The organism is Corynebacterium sp. HMSC27B11 (assembly GCF_001815985.1).
Taxonomy (GTDB): domain Bacteria; phylum Actinomycetota; class Actinomycetes; order Mycobacteriales; family Mycobacteriaceae; genus Corynebacterium.
Genome location: NZ_KV823552.1, coordinates 143,991 through 164,214, shown reverse-complemented (window position 1 = coordinate 164,214; position 20,224 = coordinate 143,991). Strand labels below are relative to the sequence as shown.

General features: G+C 63.4%; 15 protein-coding genes. 7 read left to right on the top strand and 8 right to left on the bottom strand.

The features are described 5' to 3' along the window. Positions 1-61: 61 nt before the first annotated feature. Positions 62-1,267 carry a cell envelope lipid trafficking protein PgfA gene (locus HMPREF3097_RS04325; RefSeq protein WP_070761197.1) on the bottom strand — a complete coding sequence of 402 codons (1,206 nt, stop codon included), beginning with the start codon at positions 1,265-1,267 and terminating at the stop codon, positions 62-64. Between the two features lie 210 nt (positions 1,268-1,477). Next, positions 1,478-1,696: a hypothetical protein gene (locus HMPREF3097_RS09925; RefSeq protein WP_246821275.1), complete on the bottom strand. Its 219-nt coding sequence runs from the start codon at positions 1,694-1,696 to the stop codon at positions 1,478-1,480. Here HMPREF3097_RS09925 and HMPREF3097_RS09495 point away from each other — a divergent pair. Further along, the gene (locus HMPREF3097_RS09495; RefSeq protein WP_246821274.1) at positions 1,674-2,831 is read left to right on the top strand and encodes an acyltransferase family protein; all 1,158 of its coding nucleotides are present in this window, start codon (positions 1,674-1,676) and stop codon (positions 2,829-2,831) included. The two genes, HMPREF3097_RS09925 and HMPREF3097_RS09495, sit on opposite strands and share 23 nt — an antisense overlap. Here the strand turns inward: HMPREF3097_RS09495 and HMPREF3097_RS04310 are convergent. The 3 genes from HMPREF3097_RS04310 to HMPREF3097_RS04300 form a co-directional block, all read right to left on the bottom strand. Further along, entirely contained in the window at positions 2,741-6,610 is a 3,870-nt protein-coding gene (locus HMPREF3097_RS04310) for a DUF3367 domain-containing protein (RefSeq protein WP_246821273.1), read from the bottom strand. The genes HMPREF3097_RS09495 and HMPREF3097_RS04310 overlap by 91 nt on opposite strands. A gap of 25 nt (positions 6,611-6,635) precedes the next feature. After that, positions 6,636-6,845, bottom strand: a complete 210-nt coding sequence (locus HMPREF3097_RS04305; RefSeq protein WP_070761189.1) for a DUF2613 domain-containing protein — start codon at positions 6,843-6,845, stop codon at positions 6,636-6,638. 98 nt (positions 6,846-6,943) lie between these two features. Beyond that, complete coding sequence (locus HMPREF3097_RS04300) at positions 6,944-7,510, bottom strand: universal stress protein (protein WP_083317945.1); 567 nt, start codon at positions 7,508-7,510, stop codon at positions 6,944-6,946. A gap of 76 nt (positions 7,511-7,586) precedes the next feature. Between HMPREF3097_RS04300 and HMPREF3097_RS04295 the strand changes: the two genes are divergently transcribed. Beyond that, entirely contained in the window at positions 7,587-8,804 is a 1,218-nt protein-coding gene (locus HMPREF3097_RS04295) for a glycoside hydrolase family 3 N-terminal domain-containing protein (protein ID WP_070761188.1), read from the top strand. 163 nt (positions 8,805-8,967) lie between these two features. Next, the gene (locus HMPREF3097_RS04290) at positions 8,968-10,698 is read left to right on the top strand and encodes a VanW family protein (protein ID WP_070761186.1); all 1,731 of its coding nucleotides are present in this window, start codon (positions 8,968-8,970) and stop codon (positions 10,696-10,698) included. 86 nt (positions 10,699-10,784) lie between these two features. Here HMPREF3097_RS04290 and HMPREF3097_RS04285 read toward each other — a convergent pair whose 3' ends face one another. Together HMPREF3097_RS04285 and aceA are read right to left on the bottom strand one after the other, a co-directional pair. Beyond that, the gene (locus HMPREF3097_RS04285) at positions 10,785-11,273 is read right to left on the bottom strand and encodes a carboxymuconolactone decarboxylase family protein (RefSeq protein ID WP_070761178.1); all 489 of its coding nucleotides are present in this window, start codon (positions 11,271-11,273) and stop codon (positions 10,785-10,787) included. A gap of 193 nt (positions 11,274-11,466) precedes the next feature. Continuing rightward, entirely contained in the window at positions 11,467-12,759 is a 1,293-nt protein-coding gene (aceA, locus tag HMPREF3097_RS04280) for an isocitrate lyase (protein WP_070761177.1), read from the bottom strand. Between the two features lie 465 nt (positions 12,760-13,224). On the opposite strand from aceA, the gene HMPREF3097_RS04275 reads away from it, so the two are divergent. Continuing rightward, positions 13,225-15,429 carry a malate synthase G gene (locus HMPREF3097_RS04275; RefSeq protein ID WP_070761175.1) on the top strand — a complete coding sequence of 735 codons (2,205 nt, stop codon included), beginning with the start codon at positions 13,225-13,227 and terminating at the stop codon, positions 15,427-15,429. 134 nt (positions 15,430-15,563) lie between these two features. Here HMPREF3097_RS04275 and HMPREF3097_RS09490 read toward each other — a convergent pair whose 3' ends face one another. Then, a complete protein-coding gene (locus HMPREF3097_RS09490) occupies positions 15,564-16,217 on the bottom strand; it encodes a CGNR zinc finger domain-containing protein (protein WP_083317944.1) in 654 nt (217 codons plus the stop codon). A 52-nt stretch (positions 16,218-16,269) separates the two neighbouring features. Here HMPREF3097_RS09490 and HMPREF3097_RS04270 point away from each other — a divergent pair, with 52 nt between their 5' ends. From HMPREF3097_RS04270 to HMPREF3097_RS04265, 3 genes are all read left to right on the top strand, one after another. Beyond that, on the top strand, positions 16,270-17,448 hold the full coding sequence (locus HMPREF3097_RS04270; protein ID WP_070761173.1) for an MFS transporter: 1,179 nt from the start codon (positions 16,270-16,272) through the stop codon (positions 17,446-17,448). Between the two features lie 2 nt (positions 17,449-17,450). Next, the gene (locus HMPREF3097_RS09485) at positions 17,451-17,930 is read left to right on the top strand and encodes an acyl-CoA dehydrogenase family protein (RefSeq protein ID WP_083317943.1); all 480 of its coding nucleotides are present in this window, start codon (positions 17,451-17,453) and stop codon (positions 17,928-17,930) included. 89 nt (positions 17,931-18,019) lie between these two features. Beyond that, positions 18,020-20,224 (top strand): malate synthase G (locus HMPREF3097_RS04265; RefSeq protein WP_070761221.1); only part of this gene is annotated, 2,205 nt, incomplete at its 3' end.

Sequence of the window (20,224 nt, the reverse complement as noted above, 5' to 3'; positions counted from 1 at the left end):
CCGTTGCTGCGAAAGCAGAAACGGAAAGCGGGCTTAAAACGTCAGGCGTCTAGATTTTGGCCTAGCTCTTACGCGGTGCGCGCTGCAGCCACAGGCCGACGAAGAGCAGGAACAGCCCCAGCAGGCCAGCGATGATCGGAACCGTGGTTCCCATCGTCTTGATGGTGCTCAGACCTTCCTTGGCGGTCACCATCTGGCCTTCCTTGGACTTCTCGTCCCACTGCGCCGGCAGGTACATTGCGGTGCGCTTCGGGTTGGCCAGCTCGCGCTCCCGGTTCTCCGGCTTCGCGATCTCCTTGGCCTCCTCTTCATCTTGCGCGTAGAACATCCAGATCTCTTCGGCACCGTTGACGATCGCGCCGGTCTCCGGCTCGATGCTGATCTTGCGGTTGACGGTGTAGTAGCGCTCCATCTCGACGTCCGGGCCGGCCTCGGACTCCTCGTCCTTGTCCTTGCTCTTCTTCGGGTTACGGATCTCGTCGTCCTTCAGTCCCCACACCTTCGCCGGGAAGGTCAGCTTCAGGGAAGCCAGCACGCCCTCCTCCGCGGCGGTCAGGGAGCCGTCGGACTCGAGGTACTTCTTCTGCGCCTCGTACAGCGGGGTCGGGTCGATCGTCTGCTCGAAGGTGTAGATCTTCTCGCCGCCCTGCTCACCTTCGTCGACGAAGTCGATCGGGTTGGTGGTCAGGGTCTGGGCGTCGAAGTAGGGGTAGGACTTGCGGTCAGCGCCCATCGGGAACTGGTACTGCAGGCCCTTGCGGACGAACTCCGGCGGGGTGTAGCCCTCCGCGTCCTTGCCCTTCGGCGGGGCCAGGTTCAGGGAGGAGACCGGGTCGGTCACCGGCATCTGGGTCTTGCGGTCCAGGGTGACGCGGTCGATGGTGGCGGAGAGCAGGTTATCCGGCTCGCTCTTGTCCGTGCGGAAGACGGTCTGGCCGACCTCCAGGGTGAGCTGCTTCTTGTCGCTCGGCTCCTGCGCGGTGGTGAACTTCTGGGTCTGGATCTCGACGTCCTTCAAGATGAAGCACGAGACCTCCTTGTCGTCCCCCTTGCACTCCGGACGGTTCTTGTTATCCCCCACGGGCTTGCCTTTCGCCAGCGCTCCCGAGTCGAGGAGGCGAGCCTCTACCGGCTCGGTGCTCGTCGTCGACACGACGTCCAGTGGCAGAACCTTGCCCTTAGGGACGACGTAGGTCGGAAGGGCGATCGCGAAGACCAGCAGCGCTGCTCCCAAAACGATCGAGATTAGGGAGATGGTTTTTCTCATATGGCAATTCCGTTCAGTGTCCTTGAGGCCTCTCTGCCCAGAGATCCCTCTTACAACAACGTGTTCGCCATACTTTAACCAAGAATGAAAGTATGTAAGGGGAAAGAAACAAAAAATTCTCTGGTTTTATGGCTATGCGCTGACTTTAGCCCTCAAGTACTCGCCGGAAGCTTAAAATGAACGGCCAGGAACCCGCCCGTCACGGTGGTTTTAATCCACCGGCGCGCCCATGATTACCTCGAGGAGGGTGAGTATGCGCTCTGCATCCGCGTCGGAGAAGGCTTCAGAGACGGGGCCGTCCGCACCGTCCGCGACGTCGTCCAGCGCAACGTCTGGGGCCCCCACGACGTCGTCCTCGGGAACCGTGGCACCGTCGGGAACCGTGGCACCGTCGGGAATTGGTTCAGTGCCGACGACGGCCCACCCCAAGACCCCCTTCCTGCCCTCCCTGGAGGGGCTCCGCGCGATCGCGTGTTCGGGGATCATCATCACCCACGTGGCCTTCCAGACCGGCACGGACACTGGCTCGCTGATCAACCAGATCATGGCGCGCACGGACTTCTTCGTGCCTGTGTTCTTCGCCCTCTCCGGCTTCCTGCTGTGGCGCCGCCAGCACGTGCAATTCCGCAACCGGCGGGGCGTGGCCAGCTACTACGTCAAGCGCCTGGGGCGCATCATGCCGGCGGCCTGGGTGATGATGCTCTTCGTCTTCCTCTTCCTGCCGGTCGCCGATAACCCCTCGGCCAAGCAGATCGTGGAGAACCTGCTCATGGCGCAGGTCTACTTCGCCGACGGCCTGGTCGGCGGCATGACGCACCTGTGGTCGCTGTCCGTCGAGCTGACCTTCTACCTCGTGCTCCCGCTGATCGCCCTGCTGATTGGGAAACAGCCCCGCTGGCGCCGGGTGCTCGTCATCGCCGCGCTCGGGCTCATCAGCTACTACTGGGCCTTCCTGCCGCCCTTCACCGGGGAGCTGGAGCCGGGGCGGGTGAACCCGCACACGATGCCCCCGGCGTTCGCGGCCTGGTTCGCGATCGGGTTCCTCTCCGCGGAGGCGGAGGCCTGGGTGCTGGGCAACCCGGAGCGCAGCCGTCGGTTGGTGGCGGCACTGTACCGGCTGCGGCCGCTGTTCTGGCTGATCGCACTGGCGGCGCTGGTGGTCGCGGCCATGGATGGCCCGCAGGGGCTGGTGCAGGCCACCCCGGCTGAGTTCGCGCGCCGCACGATTTACGGCACGGTCTTCGCCGCCGCTCTGATTACCCCCTATGCGTTGGCGCCACGCTCGGCATTCCTGGAGTCCGCGCCAATGCAGGCGCTGGGGCGCTGGTCCTATGCGATCTTCCTCTGGCACATCGCGATCCTCTCGGTGGTCTTCCCGCTGCTGGGGGTCCCGATGTTTAGCGGCAATCACGTCCACACGGTGATCGTGATGATCGCGACCTTCGTGCTGACCGTGCCGGTCGCCGCGCTGAGCTATGCCTTGGTGGAGGAGCCCGCCCGGGTGGGGATCAACAAGATGTGGGCGAAGTACACGGCGAGCACAACCGCCAGCAGCGCCAGCTGAACCACCCAGGAGTCCCCGGCGTAGTGGCGACCGGTCCACGGGCCCTGCGCCGCGAACACGGCTGCCAGGAACGCGCCCGAGCCGGCGACGATGCGCAGCACGCCCCCGGTCGGCAGGGACCGGAGGATGGGGCGCTGCTCGGCCCAGCGCTGGATGCCAGGCCGGGCGAACACCAGCTGCAGCAGGGCCAGCACCACCGCGAGCACCAGGCCCGGGATGCCGGCCAGCAGGAACGCCAGGGCCACGGTGGCGAGCAGCGCCGCGCCGCGCTGGGCCCGGTTGAGCGGGGTGGCGCTGTGGGCTGCGGCGCTGGCCTCGACCTGAGCCTCGTCGGCGGGCTCAGCGGATACCTCGTCGGCCGCCGCGGTGACCTCGCTCGAATGTGCCGACGCCCCAACCGCTGCCGCTGCCGGGATGCCCGCCCGGCTGCCCAGTCGGCGAGCGCGCCGCTCCGCCAGCGCCCAGGCCAGCACGACCGCGAGCGCCAACACCAGGCCCGCAGCCAGCCAGGCCTGGTAAAAACCGGTGGCCGCGAAGCTGAGCGCGATCGTGCCGCTCACACCTGCGGGAACCACCCAGCCCTGCTGCCAGCCGTTGATCACCATCGGGTGCAGGCGAATCTCGCGGGAACCTTCGGGATCCGCCACGTGCAGGGTGGCCACCCGACCCGGGTTGGCGTTGGAAGGCAGGAACACCACCCGCTGCTCCGAGGAATACCCCAGGTGGAAGCGGTCGTCACCGCCAGAGCCACCGTCCTGGGAGACCACCGGCAGAGCATCGGCCGCGGGAGCCTCGGAAACCGCCTCCGCGTACAGCGGTTCAGCCACGGAGAGGGCGGCCCAGCGCGCCGTCGTGGCCAGGCGGTGACGTCCTTCCGAAAGAGAGAGCTTCTCCCCGCAGCGGTAATCCTCCCCGTCGACGGTGACGACCGCAGACTCCGCGCGCGACGATGAATTCTCGCAGCCCGCGGTGTGGAGCACCAGCTCCTGGCCCGCGAGGTGCTCCGGCACCGTGAACTCCCGCACCATGGAGTGCTCCGGGACCTCCTGGCCGAAAACGAAGCGGTTGAGGTAGCGCGCCGAGGAACCGTCCAGCACCGGGACGGTGGGCACCCGCCGGGGCGTGACATCCTGGGCCGCCCCGCCGCCGTCCGTGGCGAAGACCTCGACCTCCGAGAAGCCCACGTCCGAGAAGCTGCCCAGCAGCTGGAGGCGCACCCGATCGCCCCTGCCGCCCGGGATCGCGATGCGCGTGGCCTCGCCGGCCTTGACCGTCACCGTCGTGCTGCCCAGCGGGCTATCCCCGGCATCGCTGCGGAAGCTCTCCGCATGGATGCGCGCATCCGCGCCCTGGGTGAGCAGGGAGACGCTGAGACCCCGGTGCGGCTCGTCCAGCTCCAGTTCCAGGTACTGGCCGATCGCGCGCCCCGGGCTGGGGTACCACGCGGTATCCGGGTTGCCATCCACTGCGGCGGTGAGCGAACGGCGGGTATCGGCCCCGCCGAAGCCCGTGGGGTCGGCCGCGGTGCTGCTCGCCCGGACCTTGCCCCCGGTGGCGAGCACCTCAGTCAGTGGGTGCTCGTCGTGGTTCGCTGGGTCCGCGCCCTCTGCCACGCTGGTCAGCGGGTAGTCCCGCACCGGGTTGAGCACCCGGGTCGAATCCTTGGGGGCGCGGATCTCGGAATCCGCGTTGGTCACGTTGCCGTAGTTGTGATCGCGCCGGGCGGGCGTGTCGGTGAGGGTCTGCGGGCCGCGGTCGGCGAAGGCATCCGCGCCCGTGCCGCTGCCAGCGAGCTGCTGGTGGAGCGCCCGCACGCGCGGAGCATCGGTGCGGCCCAGGGCGCGGTCGGCAGCATCCAGCCGGGGGAGGGCCTCGGGCCCCGCATAGACGATCTCCACCTGCTCGGCGTCGATCTCCCGTAGCCCACCGGCCGGTTGCGGTGCGTCCCCGCCAGCCTGCTCGGGGGTAACGGCGAAGACGCGCACCTCCGGAGCCTTCTCGTCGCCGAAGGTCGCGACCTCGCGGAAGCCACCCGAGCGCCGCAGCGTGCGCAGCACCGAATGCGCTCCCGGGGTATCCGCCGCCACCGTCAGGTCCGTGCGCACCAGCACGTGGCCCACACCCTGGGAGCGCAGGGTCGCGGCCAGGGTGGGCAGGGGGCGCCCGGAGTGTACCTCGCGCTGCACGCCGTCCAGCCCGCGGATGGCATCCGGCTGCACGAGTGGCACGGAGTCGCGCACCACCCACGGCACATCCAGCAGCGGCTGGGCGGGCTCGTCGCGAGTGTTGCCCCAGGTCTGGCGGCCGAAACGTGCCTGGGGGAGCAGCATGACGCGACCGTCTTCCGGCTGGTTGCTGTGCTCATTCAGCCAGTCCGCGGCCTCCCGCCAGTACTGCGGCACCTCGCGGAAGCCATCGGCCGGGGCGATCCGGCCGGACCAGCCGGGGGCGGTGGCCAGCACGGTCAGGAGCACGGCGGCGAACACCTTCACCACGTGCGGGTTCTTCTCCGGGTGGCGCCACTGGTTCATGCCCGCTCGGTCCCGGCCGGGGATCTGCACATGCCGAAGCGCGTGGGCCACGCCGACCATCAGCGGCAGTCGCACCAGGACGTCGAATTTGTGCAGGTTGCGCAGCGCGGCACCAGCGCCGTCGAGGAAGGACCGCGCCCCGCCGGACAGCAGGGAGAAGGGATCCACCGCGACTCCGAGCGCAGCCAGCCCCACGCCCAGCATGCTCAGCCAGACCCCAGCGGCTGGAAGATCGCGCCGGGCAAGCCCCCACAGGCCGAGCAGCGCCACCGCGAGGGTGGCCAGGATGAACACCGGCTCGCCGACCAAAGCGGCACCGGCCACGCGCTCGGAGGAGAGGAAGGGAACCCAGCTGGTCGTGCCCCGCAGGTTCTCCAGCAGGTTCAGCCAGCGGGTGGTCAGAGAACTGGACTCGATGTAGTCCGTGAAAGGCGGGGAGTAGCGGCCCAGGATCAGCAGCGGGCCGACCCACCAGAAGCAGACGGCCAGCCCAGCGGGCACCCACCAGCGGCTGAAGTAGGCCACTGGTCCCCGGGAGTCGCGGCGCAGCCAGGCGGCGAGCCAGAAGATCACCGCCGGCAGGATCGCCACGGCGGTGGCCACGGCGTTGACCGCGCCCATGCACAGGGCCGCCACCGCGCTGCGCAGTGCGGCCCGGCGCAACAGCACCTTGTCCTCGGCGCTCAGGGCACGGCCGGTGGAATCCGCGGTGGAAACGTCACCGGCATCAGCTCCGGTGCCAGCCCCGGCTCGCGGCCGCAGCACGTCGACGAGAGGCAGCAGCACCCACGGTGCCAGCGCGCACACCCAGGCCTCGGAAGAAATTGCGCCCAAGGTGGTGAGCACCCGAGGAGAGAGCGCGAAGAGCACGCCCGCCACGATGCGGGAGAAGTTGTTCCCGACCGGCAGCTTCTCCAGCAGCCGGACCATCCCCGCGAAGGCCAGGAACAGCAGGAGTGCCCACCACAGGCGCTGGGTAACCCAGGCGGGCAGCCAGGAAAAGAGCGCAAAAAACAGGCCGTGCGGGAAGAGGTACCCGTAGGCCTGGTTCTGGAGCTGCCCCAGCGGGAACACCTCAGTCCACGGCTGGAGCGCTTGGGAAAGAAAGCCCCAGGGGTTCTGAATCAGGTCGAGCTTGGTATCAGCGACCGATAGCCCAGGGGCTTGGAGAAAGGCGAAGGCCAGCCACCCGATGGCGCACAACAGCCACGCGCGGCTGCGCATGCTCGAGTGGACGGGGGCCTTCACCTAGCGAATAGTGTGCAGCGTTGAGCTAGCTCTCGACGCGGCCGCCGTACTGCACCGCACCCAGGAAGGCGCTGTCCTGGTCGACGGCGACAGCCTCTGCGGAAGGCAGGCTCGTGTTATCGGCGGCAGCGCCAGCGCCAAAAGCGACGAGGCCACCGAGGATGGCGCCCGAAACGATAGCGGCGATGGCCGGGCCGACGGTGCGGCGTGGTGCGGAGTCGTTCTCGAATGGCATGGGAATCCTTAAAGCGTCGTCGTGGTGCCGTTCCTCTCCAGCCGGAGAGGGGTGGGCATCGGGTGTTGTGGACTTATGTAGTGGTGAACCCCAAGTCCTTAATCGTCCTCGGCTGCCGGGACGATAAGCACTGGCCGACCAGCATTCTTCACGATGCTGTCGGAGACGCTGGACTGCAGGATGGACTTCCACCCGCTCAGCGTCCGGGAACCAGTGACGATGATGTCTACATCGAGCTCTTCTGCAGCGTCGACGATGGCGCTCCAGATGGCTGTTTCAGACTCTACCAAAAAGGGTTCGGTGGCAAAGCCGTTTTTGCGAGCAAACTCCACACCTTCCCGGCAGGTGGCCACAGCCTCGGAATATGCGGGGTCCTCGTTCTCGTTTTCCTCCGGCGAGTCCACCGACCAATCGTGCTGCATCATCCCGCTCATACCCGCGGCACGGGCGGCCTGGCGGTGGATGGGCTCCCACACGGTGAGGATGTAGGCGTTATTCGCGGACAGGAAGCGCCCGGCGTAATCGATGGCCGCCTTAGCTTGCTCGCTGCCGTCGTAGGCAATGAGGACGGTATCGCCCTTCAGGCTGCCGGTGCTGCCTTCCTGCGCCTCTGGCTGCGGGGAGGGGGTGGATGCATCCTGGGCGGTCTGGGCGGGATCAGTCACGGTATGCCTTCCTCGTTTCGGGTTGCCGGCTTCATGCCAACACTTGTTGCTCTTCTCCCCAGGTTAGTACGTTGGAATGATGACTTCCCGTCTTTCCCTTCTTCCCCGTTTCCGCAGTGGGACGGCGCGTCCCGCCGCCGCTGCTGTCCTGGTCACCGGTCTCAGCCTGGCTGCCGGCTGTTCTGCTGGGGACGAGGATCCCGCTCCCTCTTCCGCCCCGTCTTCTTCTATGACGACGACGTCCCCGGCCAGCGCCTCAGAGACCACGCCGCCGGCACCGCAGGTGCCGGCCGAGGAGCTCGCGCCGAAACTCCTCGCGGTCGGGGTGACGGACTTCGAGAGCGCGCGGGCGGCCGTGGACGCCGGGGTGCGGCACCTCTTCTTCGGGACGGGGTCGGACTTCAGCATGCTCAATGGGCAGGGCGATCCCGAGCGGAGCATCGCCGCGCTGCAGCGCCGGGCGGGGGAGCCGCTGCGGGTATCCGTCGACGAGGAGGGCGGGATGGTCCAGCGGCTCGCCGAGCTGATCGGCACCCTGCCTGCGCCCCGGGACATGGCCCGCACCATGACTCCTGAGCAGGTGCGAGACATGATGGCGGAGCACGGCCGGAAGATGGCTGAGCTGGGATTCACCGTGGACTTCGCCCCCTCCATCGACCTGGCTGGTGGCGAGAACATCGAGGACAACGCGATCGGCTCGCGTTCCTTCGGCTCCGACCCGCAGGTCGTGGCCCGCTATGCCCGCGCCTACGTGGAGGGCCTCCTGGATGCTGGCATCACCCCGGTGCTCAAGCACTTCCCAGGCCATGGCCACGCCAACGGGGATTCCCACACCGGTGAGGTCTTCGTCCCGCCGGTGGAGCAGCTCAAGCAGGCTGACCTGAAGCCCTTCGCTGAGCTGCTGGAGATTCCGGGGGTCGAGGTGATGATGGGGCACGTCCAGGCGCCGGGGCTGAACCCCGACGAGCCGGCCTCAGTCAGCCCAGCCACCTATGGGTTGCTCCGCAAGGGCTGGGAGGGCTTCGGCGGCTACCAGGGGGTCGTCTATACCGACGACCTCACCGGGATGCGCGCGGTCACCGACCACTACCCAGGTGCAGAAGCGGTTGTCGTGGCCCTTTCCGCGGGCGCGGATCAGGGGCTGACAGCGGCCGGCGAATTCGACCTGACCGAACTCATTAACGCGGTGACCGAGGCGATCCGACGCGGGGAGATCGCACCCGAACAAGCCCAGCGCAGCGCCGAACGGCTCACCCCTCCTGCGCAAGAAACGGAAAACCCAGGCCGTGGATAGCCTGAAAACCCAGCGATAGTGCGGAAGTTAAAGACCTGAGAAAGTTCCTAGAAACGCTGGTCGGCCTATAGACTGTGCCTTATTGCTGGGTGCGGGCATCTTCACACGCTAGATGGAGCCGCACCCTGCCTATTAAGGAATCGAACTAGGAAGGTACGCCGTCATGGCGGCAGCTGCGAAAAAGAAGACTATAAAGCCGCGCCACAAGCGCCGCCGCTGGCCCCTGTTCGCCTGGGGACTCCTTATTCTCCTCGGCCTCGGCGGGGTCCTCTACGGAGTGGACTACGCCATGAGTGAGGGCAAGGTGCCCCGCGGCGTGACCGTGGGCGGGGTGGACATCGGCGGGCTGCCGAAGGACCAGGCGGAACAGCGCCTCGTCAATAACCTCGGCGACGTCGTGCGCCAGCCGGTGACCGTTAACGCGGGCAACATGTCCAGCATCGTCGACCCGCGCGACTCCGGCCTGCAGGTCGACTGGTCCAAGACCGTCGATCAAGCGGGGCAGCAGCCGCTGAACCCGATCACCCGCATCCGCAGCTTCTTCCAGACCCGCGAGGTCGGCATCGTCTCCCAGTTCCACGAGGGACCCCTCGCGACGACGCTGCGCCGCGTGACCGATGAGCTCACCCGCGAGCCAGAGAACGCGCACGTCTCCATCACGGAGAAGGGCAAGCCGAAGGTCGTCGCCGATAAGCCGGGACAGACCGTCAACCGAGACCTGGTCGACGCGCGGGTCCGGGAACACTGGCTGAACAAGGACCGCACCGTGCACGTCGACGCGGACGTCGTGAAGTCCAATATCCCGAAGTCCGCGGCGGAAGAGATGGTGGAGAAGGTCATCAAGCCGGCCACCAGCGGCGACGTCGTCTTCAAGGGACGGGACCACGTGGACGGCACCCTACGCCCGGAAGATATGGCGCATGTCGTCAGCTTCAACGAGAAGCCGGGCAAGAAGCCGGGCACGGGCACCTTCGAGCCGGTGTACTCCACTGAGGCGGCGAAGAAGATCCTGCAGCCGCAGCTCGCGGAGACCGAGGTGGAGTTTCGCAACGCGGGCTTCAATTTCAAGGGCCGCGACATTGAGGTCATCCCGCACCAGGACGGCGTGGAGATCGAGTGGGACAAGACCCTGGGAGACCTGGGCAAGAAGGTGCTGGATGTAAAGCACCGCGAGCACAAGGTCTTCTACGAAGACAAGAAGGCCGAGTACACGACCGAGGAGGCCGAGAAGGCCCACTTCGACGACGTGGTCAGCAGCTTCACGACCCACGGATTCAGCGCCTCCTCCGGCGTGAACATCCGCCGCGTCGCGGAGATGGTCGACGGGGCTATTGTCCTGCCGGGAGAGACCTTCAGCCTGAACGGCCACACCGGGCCGCGTGGCAAGGAACAGGGCTTCGTGGAGTCCGGCATCATCATCGACGGTCAGGCAGGCGAGGCCGTGGGTGGCGGCATCTCCCAGTTCGCCACCACGCTGTACAACGCCTCCTACTTTGCGGGCATGGAGGACGTGGCCCACACGCCGCACTCCTACTACATCTCCCGCTACCCGGCCGGCCGTGAGGCCACGGTCTTCGAGGGCGCGATCGACCTGCAGTTCAAGAACCCATTCGATACCCCGGTGCTGATCGAGGCCTCGGCGGGCTCGGATAGCGTGACCGTGCGGATGCGCGGCGTGAAGCAGGTTGAGGTGGAGTCCATCGCGGGATCCCGCACCAACCCCACGAAGCCGGAGGTCCGCAAGGGCAAGGGCGATAAGTGCATCCCGTCGGGTGGTGCGCCAGGCTTCACGGTCACGGATACCCGCGTGATCAAGGACCTGCGCGGCAAGGAGATCAAGCGCGAGACGCAGACCACGGTCTACGATCCGCAGCCGATCGTGCGCTGCAGCTAGCAGCGAGAAAAAGTGATGGGCGCCCCGGGGTGGGGCGCCCATTTCTTATTGCACGGTTGGGTTCGCCGTTGTGCGAGGGGCACGCCTTAGGAGTAATTGGCCTCGTGGGGCGGGTGGCCGCTGGCGATGGAGACGCGGTTGAAGGCGTTGATCGTGATGATCGCCCACTCCAGGGCGGTGAACTTCTCCTCACCCAGGGTGCGTAGTGCCCGGTTCTGGACGTCCACCAGCTCCGGGCCGCTGATTGTTCCGGTGGTGCTGCGGCCGATGGTCAACGCCTCGGCGAGCTCGAGGGCGATGCGTTCTTCCTCGGTGTAGACCTCGGCGTCCTGCCAGCTGGGCAGGAGGTCGAGTGTGAGCTCGGATACGCCCGCGCGCCGGGCGGCGGGGACGTGCACACTCAGGCAGGCGGGGCAGCCGTTGAGCTGGGAGACGCGCACGTTGACCAGCTCGGTGAGTGCGCGGCTGAGGCCCGCTGCGCGTTCTGCGCGGCGGACGTGGCGGGTCACGCCGGCGAGTGCCTTATAAGTCTCGGGGTGGGTCTTGTCGAGGAATGGGTGTTGGGTGGGGCTCATGGCTTCCCTTCGGGGCTTGGGTTGGTTGTGGCTTGGGTTGGTGGACTGGGCTTCGTAATGGCGGAGGCTAGCGGAAAACGCGAAGCCGGGTGGGAAGCCACAGTGATGTGGTTCCCACCCGGCTGGGTGGTGCTAGCGCGCGGCCGTTGTTGTGGTGCGTGGTGGCCGGTGCGCTAGGCGGTCAGTTCCTTAATTAGAACTGGCCCTCCTCGGTGGAGCCCTTCAGAGCGGTGGTGGAGGAGTTCGGGTCGACGGTGGTTGCGATGGCGTCGAAGTAGCCTGCACCGACCTCGCGCTGGTGCTTGACGGCGGTGAAGCCGCGCTCCTCGGCAGCCTTGAACTCGCGGTTCTGCAGGTCGACGAATGCGGTCATCTGCTCGCGAGCGTAGCCGTAAGCCAGGTCGAACATGGAGTAGTTCAGGGCGTGGAAGCCAGCCAGGGTGATGAACTGGAACTTGAAGCCCATTGCGCCCAGCTCGTTCTGGAACTTGGCGATCTCGTCTGCCTCGAGGTGTGCGGACCAGTTGAAGGACGGGGAGCAGTTGTAGGCCAGCAGCTGGTCTGGGTGCTCCTCGCGGACTGCCTCGGCGAACTTCTTAGCCAGCTCGAGGTCCGGGGTGCCGGTCTCCATCCAGATGAGGTCAGCGTACGGAGCGTATGCCTTCGCACGAGCGATGCATGGCTCGATGCCGTTCTGGACGTTGTAGAAGCCCTCAGCGGTGCGGCCGCCGGTCAGGAACGGCTTGTCGCGGTCATCGACGTCGGAGGTCAGCAGGGTTGCAGCCTCGGCGTCGGTACGTGCGACGACCAGGGTCGGGGTGTTAGCAACGTCAGCTGCCAGACGAGCAGCGTTCAGGGTACGAACGTGCTGCTGGGTCGGGATCAGGACCTTGCCGCCCAGGTGGCCACACTTCTTCTCGGAAGCGAGCTGGTCCTCCCAGTGGGAGCCAGCGGCGCCAGCCTTGATCATGGCCTTCTGCAGCTCGTAGACGTTCAGAGCGCCACCGAAGCCGGCCTCACCGTCAGCGACGATCGGGACGAGCCAGTTCTCGACGGAGTCGTCGCCCTCGACGCGAGCGATCTCGTCGGCACGCATCAGAGCGTTGTTGATGCGCTGAACAACGTTCGGCACGGAGTTTGCCGGGTACAGGGACTGGTCCGGGTAGGTGTGGCCAGAGAGGTTGGCGTCACCTGCGACCTGCCAACCGGAGAGGTAGACAGCCTTCAGGCCAGCGCGGACCTGCTGGACAGCCTGGTTACCGGTCAGTGCGCCCAGAGCGTTGATGTAGGAGTCGTCGCCCTTGTTGACGGCCTCCCAGAGGATCTCAGCGCCGCGGCGTGCGAGGGTGTGCTCCTCGAGGACGTTGCCCTGGAGCTCTGCAACCTGCTCAGCGGTGTAGTCACGCTTGACCTGTGCCCAGCGCGGGTTCTCGTCCCAGTCCTTCTGGATTTCAGCTGCGGTACGTGGAGTTCCGACAGTCGACATGTGATGTCACTCCCTTTGTTGGTGGAGAATTGTGCCTAACAGTACGAACCTCTGAGGCCGTACGACGCTCAAGTCGGGCCGATAATCCCGGTGTAAAACCTGGTTGAAGGGCTCGACCTTGTGTGTCACAGGCCACTCTACCAAAGCATTCCTGCACGTCAACGGGGTGCGAGCGAGTGAATTGTGTGGGGGTACTCGCCCTTTTTGCAAAGTTTGCAAAGTTCGATCTGTTCAGATTTTTCCCGTTGTGGTGTGATTTGTCTCTCGTGCAGGGGTGATGCGGGGCGTTGAGATCTTTCATCCGGGGGTAACTCGGGATATTGTTCAACGAAAAATTTTGCTTTTCGCCAGCGAACGGGGGTAGTCGCTGTTCGCTCGTGGGCCGGTTTGCCTCTTTCGTGATCGAGGTCACCTAATGTGGGAGGGGTACTACACATGGGAAACCGCAACATAAAGGAGTCGAATATGGCCCAGACTCAGCAGACCGAACGCGTCAGCGCTGGTGGCCTCCAGGTCGCCAAGGTTCTCTATGACTTCGTGAATAACGAGGTTCTTCCGAAGGCTGGTAAGTCCGGCGAGGATAACCAGAAGAAGTTCTGGGATGGCTTCGGCGAGATCGTCGAGAAGTTCACCCCGCGCAACAAGGAGCTGCTGGCCAAGCGCGATGAGCTGCAGGCCAAGCTCGACCAGTGGTACACCGACCACAAGGGCGCTCAGGATCCGAAGGAATACGAAGCATTCCTCCGCGAGATCGGTTACCTGGTCGACGAGCCAGGCGAGTTCGAGATCGCGACCCAGAACATCGATAGCGAGATCGCAGAGACCGCCGGCCCGCAGCTGGTCGTCCCGATTCTCAACGCCCGCTTCGCCCTGAATGCGGCGAACGCTCGCTGGGGCTCCCTGTACGATGCCCTCTACGGCACCGATGCCATCTCCGAGGAGAACGGCCAGGAGAAGGGCAGCAGCTATAACAAGGTCCGTGGCGACAAGGTCATCGAGTGGGGTCGTGAGTTCCTGGACCGCGTCATCCCGCTGGAGTCCGGCTCCCACAAGGACGTCACCACGTACGCCGTGACCTCCGGCCAGATCACCGGTGTGATCGACGGCGAGCAGGTCAACCTGCGCAACCCGGAGGTCTACGCGGGCTACGCCGGCGAGGAGTCCAACCCGTCCGGCATCCTGGTCCGCAACAACGGCCTGTACTTCGAGATCCAGATCGATCCGGAGTCCCCGATCGGCAAGACCGACAAGGCCGGCGTGAAGGACATCCTCATGGAGTCCGCCATCACCACGATCATGGACTTCGAGGACTCCGTCGCAGCCGTCGACGCCACCGACAAGACCCTGGGCTACCGCAACTGGCTCGGCCTGAACGTCGGCGACCTCTCCGAGGAAGTCGAGAAGAACGGCAAGACCTTCTCCCGTACCCTCAACGAGGACCGCTACTACACCGACAAGGACGGCTCCGAGCTGCGCCTGCAGGGCCGCTCTCTGCTGTTCGTCCGTAACGTCGGCCACCTGATGCAGAACCCGGCGATCCTGGATGCCAATGGTGAGGAGATCTTCGAGGGCATCATGGATGCCGTCGTCACCTCCGCGGCCGCGATCGAGGGCCTGAACAAGGACAACGCGCACCGCAACTCCCGCACCGGCTCCATCTACATCGTGAAGCCGAAGCAGCACGGCCCGGAGGAGGTTGCCTTCACCAACGAGCTGTTCGCAGCCGTGGAGGACCTGCTGGACCTGCCTCGCTTCACCCTGAAGGTCGGTGTGATGGATGAGGAGCGTCGCACCACCGCCAACCTGGATGCCTGCATCGCAGAGGTTAAGGAGCGCCTGGCATTCATTAACACCGGCTTCCTGGACCGCACCGGTGATGAGATCCACACCTCGATGCTGGCCGGCCCAATGGTTCGCAAGGCGGACCTGCAGACCGCGCCGTGGAAGATCGCTTACGAGGACAACAACGTCGACGCCGGCCTGGAGCACGGCCTGCCGGGCAAGGCTCAGATCGGTAAGGGCATGTGGGCCAAGACCGAGCTGATGGCGGACATGCTCGCACAGAAGATCGGTCAGCCGAAGGAGGGTGCATCCACCGCGTGGGTTCCGTCCCCGACTGGTGCGACGCTGCACGCGACCCACTACCACGAGGTGGATGTTTTTGAGGTGCAGGACAAGCTGCGCACCGAGGGTCGTCGCGAGACCCTGGGCGACATCCTTACCCTGCCGGTGGCCGAGTCCGCCGACTGGTCTGCCGAGGAGATCGCCGAGGAGATCGACAACAACTCCCAGTCCATCCTGGGCTACGTGGTCCGCTGGGTGGAGCAGGGTGTTGGTTGCTCCAAGATTCCGGACATCCACGACATTGATCTGATGGAGGACCGCGCGACCTGTCGCATTAACTCCCAGCACCTGGCCAATTGGCTGAAGCACGGTGTGGTGACCGAGGAGCAGGTTCTGGACTCGCTGCAGCGTATGGCTGCGAAGGTTGACCAGCAGAATGCTGGGGATGCTGCTTACCGCGATATGGCGCCGGACTTTGACGAGTCTGTGGCTTTCCAGGCTGCGAAGGATTTGGTGTTTAAGGGCCTGGAGCAGCCGGCTGGTTATACCGAGCCGATCCTGCATGCACGTCGTTTGGAGTTCAAGGCTAAAAACGGCATCGCCTAATTAGTTAAATCTAGGGGTGCTGGTTCTCGCGAACCTCAGCAAGCTAGGTCCCGTCTCTGAGGCTGTTAACGCAGCCTTGGGGCGGGACCTTTCTTTTCGACTGCTGCAGGGTAGGCACTGGTTAAAGGTTCGGGCTACTTGTTATGGGCGTAGCGACGGGCTTTAGCCCGATTGCCACAGTCCTTCATCGAGCACCACTGCCTACGCAGGCCGTTAGAGCGATCTTCGAAGAGAATTCCACAACGCTCGTGGCCGCATATCTTCAATCGCTGTCGGTCTTTAGTTCCGAAAAGTGCAACCGCATCGGCAGCGACAAAACCTAATGCCTGCTCCAGCTCAAGATTCTTTGCCAGCGTTTTCCTCGGATCAGACTCTTCACTGTGAAGCGGATGTGGAGAGAAGGACTGAGCGTCCAACTGAAGTAAAGGCCGCCTAGCGGACCATTCGTTGAGTACATCGATTCTGGAGTTTAACTCGAATGAGGAGAGCGTATTCATGCCGAGGCTATGCTCTGCCAAGAATAGAACTGCCTCGCGTATCGCCGTAACGCTTGCCTGATCAATCGGCGTTGGAGCCTCCACAAGCTCAGGAAGTTCACCGGCCCATGACGTTGCCCGGCGAGCTTGGTTAAGCCAGCTGGCGAAGTCAGAACGATCGTGTAGAAGGTCGACCGTAGGGTGCAGCGGATCTTTACGGCGCCGAAGCGTATTCGCAAAGTCAAGAGCGGGCCGCTCGCCATAAAACACAAAAGGAAGGTGGTGCAGCTGGTCTGTGGATGAAGTGCTCATAAAATCTAGAGTACCCCTTGAACTAACCCCCTAAGGGGGTTAGTGTTGGAGTATGACACGTCGCACACTCCCTTTAGCTTTGTATGCGTTCCCGTTGGTGGCTGGGTTTATGCTGCCGAACCTCGCAACACCGCTGATGGAACTGTGGCGTGCGGATATTGGCTTCTCTGCAGGGACATTGACGCTCATCTTCATCATGTACCTTGGAGGGCTCGCGCCAGCCTTCCTGCTAGCGCCGGGGCTCAGCGATAGCTGGGGAAGGAAACGTACGCAGCAAGTGGCTGTGGTGCTCGGTATTGTTTCGTGTCTCTTATACGTCTTAGCGGACAGCATTCCAGTACTGCTACTGGCTCGGATCCTTACGGGTCTGTGCTCCGGAACTCTCTTGGTGCTAGGGCCATCTGCTGTGCAAGGTATGGCTAGTGAGGATGAATCCTCTAAAGCTACGCTCACGGCCACGTTAGGTATCGCAATAGGGTTGGCGGGCGGACCCCTGTTTGCAGGAGTGGTTGCGCAGTTGGCTCCATGGCCAACGAAGACGGTTTTCGTTCTTATGGCTCTCCTTCTCGCAATATCGCTGGTAGTGGTCGGAACAGAGCCGGAGACGGAGCGTAAGCCCAGGCGAGACTTGTTGCCTCACAAGGGGCTGGGGAGGAGAGACAACCGCGTTGTTATTGCTGGTCTCGGAGCTTTTGGCCCGGGAATGACGGCTGCTGGAATAGTTTTGGCGCTATCCCCAACACTTCTCAACGGAATTAGCGAAACGAGCGGTCCCCTGGGCGCTGGCCTGATTGCGGGAGGTATGTATGCGGTTAGCCCGATCGCACAAAGTGTAGTCCGTCGACTCCACAGCCTTGCGCACATTAGGCTCTCTCTGGTGCTAATCGCGTTGGCGATGTGCAGCTTTGGCATAGCAATGACGCAACAGAGCGTATGGATCCTGCTTCTAAGCGCGGTGCTTATAGGTGCCGGGCAAGGGATTAGTAATTTGGGCAGCTTTGGGCTCATCCACCAAGAGGTCCACGAAGATTCGGTGCCTGGAGCAACGGCACTTTTGAGTTTGGGTACGTATGTCGCTGCGAGTGTTGTCCCTCTGGCAGGTGGATATCTCATCGATCTAACCGGGTTGCCGGTTGCAAGCCTCTGCATGGCGTTGGGGGTGATTCTAATGGTCGCGGTGGGGTCCGTGTTTGCCCGGCAGAGCTATATTGACCAAACAAGGACTACCTAAAAATGAAGATTGGCATTGTAGGGGCAGGAATTGCTGGTCTTGCGCTGGCTAATCTCTTGGATCCTGGAAGATACGAGATTCAGCTGATTGGCAGTGCCGAATCGCTGGAGCCGATTGGCGCTGGTTTCACTTTGCAGCTGAACGGGCGCGAAGTGTTGAGAAGAATATTTCAAGAAGATAAGTCTGTCAGGGAAGCAGAGCTGGTAAACACCATATCCACCAATCACGCCACGTCGCGGCCACTCCCAGAGGTCAAAATGGATATTAAGTTGACTCGGAACATGACTTTTCGTACGGCTTCAGATTTTGATTCTGACAGAGACTGTGGTGCTAGCGCGAATTACTCAAAATTTGCTGCAGATAAGGCTGCGGTAAAGGGCGTTGATCGCGCGACCCAGACCCATGGTGGCAATGGATTTGCGGGGGATTATCGCGTCTCAGAATTTTTTGGCCGATCCGTTTGTTTCGAGCGGAACCTGTGAGTGAGGAGATGATTCTGAATTATGTAGCCAGCAATATTCTCGGTATGTGACGATCTTGCTAGATGTTTTCTGAAAAGGAGTATTTTACAATGATTTCTAGTTCCACTAATTCTCAAGGTGCCGAGCGCGTAACAGCCGGCGGTCTTCAGGTCGCCAAGACTCTCTACGACTTTGTTAACACTGAGCTACTTCCCGTCATCGGGAAGGATTCCGCCGAGGAGCAGGAGAAGTTCTGGGATGGCTTCGGCAAGATCGTCGAGGAGTACACCCCGCGTAACCGCGAGCTGCTGAACACTCGCGACGAGCTGCAGAAGAAGATGGACGCCTGGTATGAGGATCACAAGGGTGCTCAGGATCCGGAGGAGTACAAGGCCTTCCTGAAGGAGATCGGCTACCTGGTTGACGAGCCGGGCGACTTTGAGATTACGACCCAGAATATAGATAGCGAGATCGCAGAGACTTCCGGCCCACAGCTGGTTATTTCGGCGTTGAACGCCCGCTTCGCGCTGAACGCGGCGAATGCCCGCTGGGGTTCTCTGTACGACGCTTTGTACGGCACCGATGCTATCTCTGAGGAAAACGGCCAGGAGAAGGGCACTGGTTACAACAAGGTCCGTGGTGACAAGGTCATCGAGTGGGGTCGCGAGTTCCTGGACCGCGTTGTACCGCTGGAGTCCGGTTCCCACAAGGACGTCACCAAGTACGCCGTCGAGTCTGGCCAGCTGACCGCCACCATCGACGGCAACGATGTGCACCTGCGCGAGCCCGAGGTTTACGTCGGCTTCGGCGGTGACAAGGCCAACCCGACCGACATTCTGCTGTACAACAACGGTCTGCATATCGACATCCAGATTGACCCGGAGTCCCCGATCGGCAAGACCGACAAGGCCGGTGTGAAGGACCTGAACCTCGAATCCGCAGTGACGACAATTATCGATTTTGAAGACTCAGTGGCAGCTGTGGATGCCGAGGATAAAACTCTGGGTTATCGCAACTGGCTTGGGCTAAATGTTGGTAATCTGACAAAAACTATTACCAAGTCGGGGCGAACCTTCACTCGTAAGCTCAACGAGGATCCTGTGTTTACCTCCCGTGATGGTGAGGAGCTGCGTCTGCATGGTCGTTCCCTGCTGTTCGTGCGTAACGTTGGCCACCTGATGCAGAACCCGGCGATCCTGGATCAGAACGGCGAGGAGATCTTTGAGGGCATCATGGATGCCGTTATTACTTCGGCTGCTGCGATCCCGGGTCTGGATGAGAACAACCCGCTGCGTAACTCCCGTACCGGTTCGATCTACATCGTGAAGCCGAAGCAGCACGGCCCGGAGGAGGTTGCCTTCACCAACGAGCTGTTCGCAGCCGTGGAGGACCTGCTGGACCTGCCTCGCTTCACCCTGAAGGTCGGTGTGATGGATGAGGAGCGTCGCACCACCGCCAACCTGGATGCCTGCATCGCAGAGGTTAAGGAGCGCCTGGCATTCATTAACACCGGCTTCCTGGACCGCACTGGTGATGAGATTCACACTTCCATGCTGGCCGGCCCGATGGTGCGTAAGGCGGTCCTGCAGACCGCGCCGTGGAAGATCGCCTACGAGGACAACAACGTGGATGCTGGCCTGGCACACGGTCTGCCGGGTAAGGCTCAGATCGGTAAGGGCATGTGGGCCAAGACCGAGCTGATGGCGGACATGCTCGCACAGAAGATCGGTCAGCCGAAGGAGGGTGCATCCACCGCGTGGGTTCCGTCCCCGACTGGTGCGACGCTGCACGCGACCCACTACCACGAGGTGGATGTTTTTGAGGTGCAGGACAAGCTGCGCACCGAGGGTCGTCGCGAGACCCTGGGCGACATCCTTACCCTGCCGGTGGCGGAGTCCGCTGATTGGTCTGCTGAGGAGATCGCCGAGGAGATCGACAATAACTCCCAGTCCATCCTGGGTTATGTGGTCCGCTGGGTGGAGCAGGGTGTTGGTTGCTCCAAGATCCCGGACATCCACGACATCGACCTGATGGAGGACCGCGCGACCTGCCGCATTAACTCCCAGCACCTGGCTAATTGGCTGAAGCACGGCGTGGTGACCGAGGAGCAGGTCCTCGACTCCCTGCAGCGCATGGCCGCGAAGGTCGACCAGCAGAACGCTGGGGATGCTGCCTACCGCAACATGGCGCCGAACTTCGACGAGTCTGTGGCTTTCCAGGCTGCTAAGGATCTGGTGTTTAAGGGTCTGGAGCAGCCGGCTGGTTACACTGAGCCGATCCTGCACGCACGTCGTTTGGAGTTCAAGGCTAAAAAC

What these genes read in the sequence shown, in the direction of transcription:
- HMPREF3097_RS04285 (WP_070761178.1), bottom strand. Translation starts at nt 11,273, where the DNA reads ATGAGCCCCACCCAACACCCATTCCTCGACAAGACCCACCCCGAGACT.
- HMPREF3097_RS04325 (WP_070761197.1), bottom strand. Translation starts at nt 1,267, where the DNA reads ATGAGAAAAACCATCTCCCTAATCTCGATCGTTTTGGGAGCAGCGCTG.
- HMPREF3097_RS04290 (WP_070761186.1), top strand. Translation starts at nt 8,968, where the DNA reads ATGGCGGCAGCTGCGAAAAAGAAGACTATAAAGCCGCGCCACAAGCGC.
- HMPREF3097_RS09490 (WP_083317944.1), bottom strand. Translation starts at nt 16,217, where the DNA reads ATGAGCACTTCATCCACAGACCAGCTGCACCACCTTCCTTTTGTGTTT.
- aceA (WP_070761177.1), bottom strand. Translation starts at nt 12,759, where the DNA reads ATGTCGACTGTCGGAACTCCACGTACCGCAGCTGAAATCCAGAAGGAC.
- HMPREF3097_RS04270 (WP_070761173.1), top strand. Translation starts at nt 16,270, where the DNA reads ATGACACGTCGCACACTCCCTTTAGCTTTGTATGCGTTCCCGTTGGTG.
- HMPREF3097_RS04275 (WP_070761175.1), top strand. Translation starts at nt 13,225, where the DNA reads ATGGCCCAGACTCAGCAGACCGAACGCGTCAGCGCTGGTGGCCTCCAG.
- HMPREF3097_RS04295 (WP_070761188.1), top strand. Translation starts at nt 7,587, where the DNA reads ATGATGACTTCCCGTCTTTCCCTTCTTCCCCGTTTCCGCAGTGGGACG.
- HMPREF3097_RS09485 (WP_083317943.1), top strand. Translation starts at nt 17,451, where the DNA reads ATGAAGATTGGCATTGTAGGGGCAGGAATTGCTGGTCTTGCGCTGGCT.
- HMPREF3097_RS04305 (WP_070761189.1), bottom strand. Translation starts at nt 6,845, where the DNA reads ATGCCATTCGAGAACGACTCCGCACCACGCCGCACCGTCGGCCCGGCC.